The 1,190-nt window shown below is 73.4% G+C and carries 3 protein-coding genes; all 3 read left to right on the forward strand.

Translation table 11 applies throughout. The features are described from left to right. The coding region (locus ACFV5N_RS27045) for a glutamate ligase domain-containing protein (protein ID WP_385604936.1) at positions 1-325 on the forward strand (325 nt) is incomplete at its 5' end. Positions 326-352: 27 nt separating this feature from the next. Continuing rightward, complete coding sequence (msrB, locus tag ACFV5N_RS27050) at positions 353-760, forward strand: peptide-methionine (R)-S-oxide reductase MsrB (protein ID WP_385604939.1); 408 nt, start codon at positions 353-355, stop codon at positions 758-760. After that, the coding region (locus tag ACFV5N_RS27055; protein ID WP_385604942.1) for an NAD-dependent epimerase/dehydratase family protein at positions 757-1,190 on the forward strand (434 nt) is incomplete at its 3' end. The genes msrB and ACFV5N_RS27055, both read left to right, overlap by 4 nt.

A 1,190-nucleotide genomic window follows, 5' to 3' on the forward strand; every position in this document is an offset into this window, starting at 1 on the left:
GGTCGTCTTCCAGCCCCACCTGTTCAGCCGCACCCGCGAACTGGGCACCGAGATGGGCCGGGCCCTCGCGCTCGCCGACGGCTGCGTGGTGCTGGACATCTATCCCGCCCGCGAGGACCCCATCCCCGGCGTCACCAGCGCGCTGATCACCGACGCCGCCACCGCCCACGGCGCCACCGTCCACCCCGCGCCGCAGGACGGCAAGGACGGTGTGCCCGAGGCCGTGGCGGGAATGGCGCGCCCCGGTGATCTCGTTCTCACCATGGGGGCCGGGGACGTCACCGAGCTGGGGCCGAAGATCCTGGACCGGCTGGCCCGGCCCTGACCGATAGCCGAGGAGGAACCGACAACCATGGGTTACAAGGTCGAGAAGACCGACGAGCAGTGGCGCGAGGAGCTGACCGACGAGGAGTACCGGGTCCTGCGCGAGGCCGGCACCGAGCGGGCGTTCACCGGCGAGTACACCGACACCAAGACGGTCGGCGTCTACAACTGCCGCGCCTGCGGCGCCGAACTCTTCCGCTCCGAGACCAAGTTCGAGTCGCACTGCGGCTGGCCCTCGTTCTACGACCCGGCCGACAGCGACGCGGTGGAGACCCGCACCGACACCTCGCTGCCGGGCCGCCCCCGTACCGAGGTGCTCTGCGCCGCCTGCGGCTCCCACCTGGGCCACGTCTTCGAGGGCGAGGGCTACGGCACCCCCACCGACCTGCGGTACTGCATCAACTCCATCGCCATCCGGCACGTGGAGACCGCGTGACGCTCGACGTCATCGTGATCGGCGCGGGCGGCACCATCGGTGCCGCCGTCGCCGGCGCGCTGGAGACGCGCGGCCACCGCGTGGTCCGCGCCTCCCGGGGCGGCGCGGCCCGCGTCGACCTGACGCGGCCCGCCACCATCGACGCGCTGCTCGCCGCGCACGGGCCGGTCGACGCCGTGGTGTGCTGCGCCGCCAGCGGCGGCACCGCCCCGGTCGCCGGCTCCACGGACGCCGACTTCTTCAGCGGCCTGGACAGCAAACTCATCGGCCAGGTCGAACTGGTACGCCGCGCCCTGCCCCGGCTGCGCGACAACGGCTCCCTCACCCTCACCAGCGGCACCATCCCCGACAGCCTGCGCGACGCCGCGCTCGGCCGGCTCATCAACGCCGGCCTGGAAGCGTTCGTCCCGGCCGCCGCCAGGGAACTGCC

The sequence above is a fragment of the Streptomyces sp. NPDC059853 genome (assembly GCF_042731495.1).
Lineage (GTDB): Bacteria > Actinomycetota > Actinomycetes > Streptomycetales > Streptomycetaceae > Streptomyces.

Bases quoted from the DNA above. Each gene is read 5' to 3' on its own strand.
- msrB (WP_385604939.1), top strand. From the start codon at position 353: ATGGGTTACAAGGTCGAGAAGACCGACGAGCAGTGGCGCGAGGAGCTG.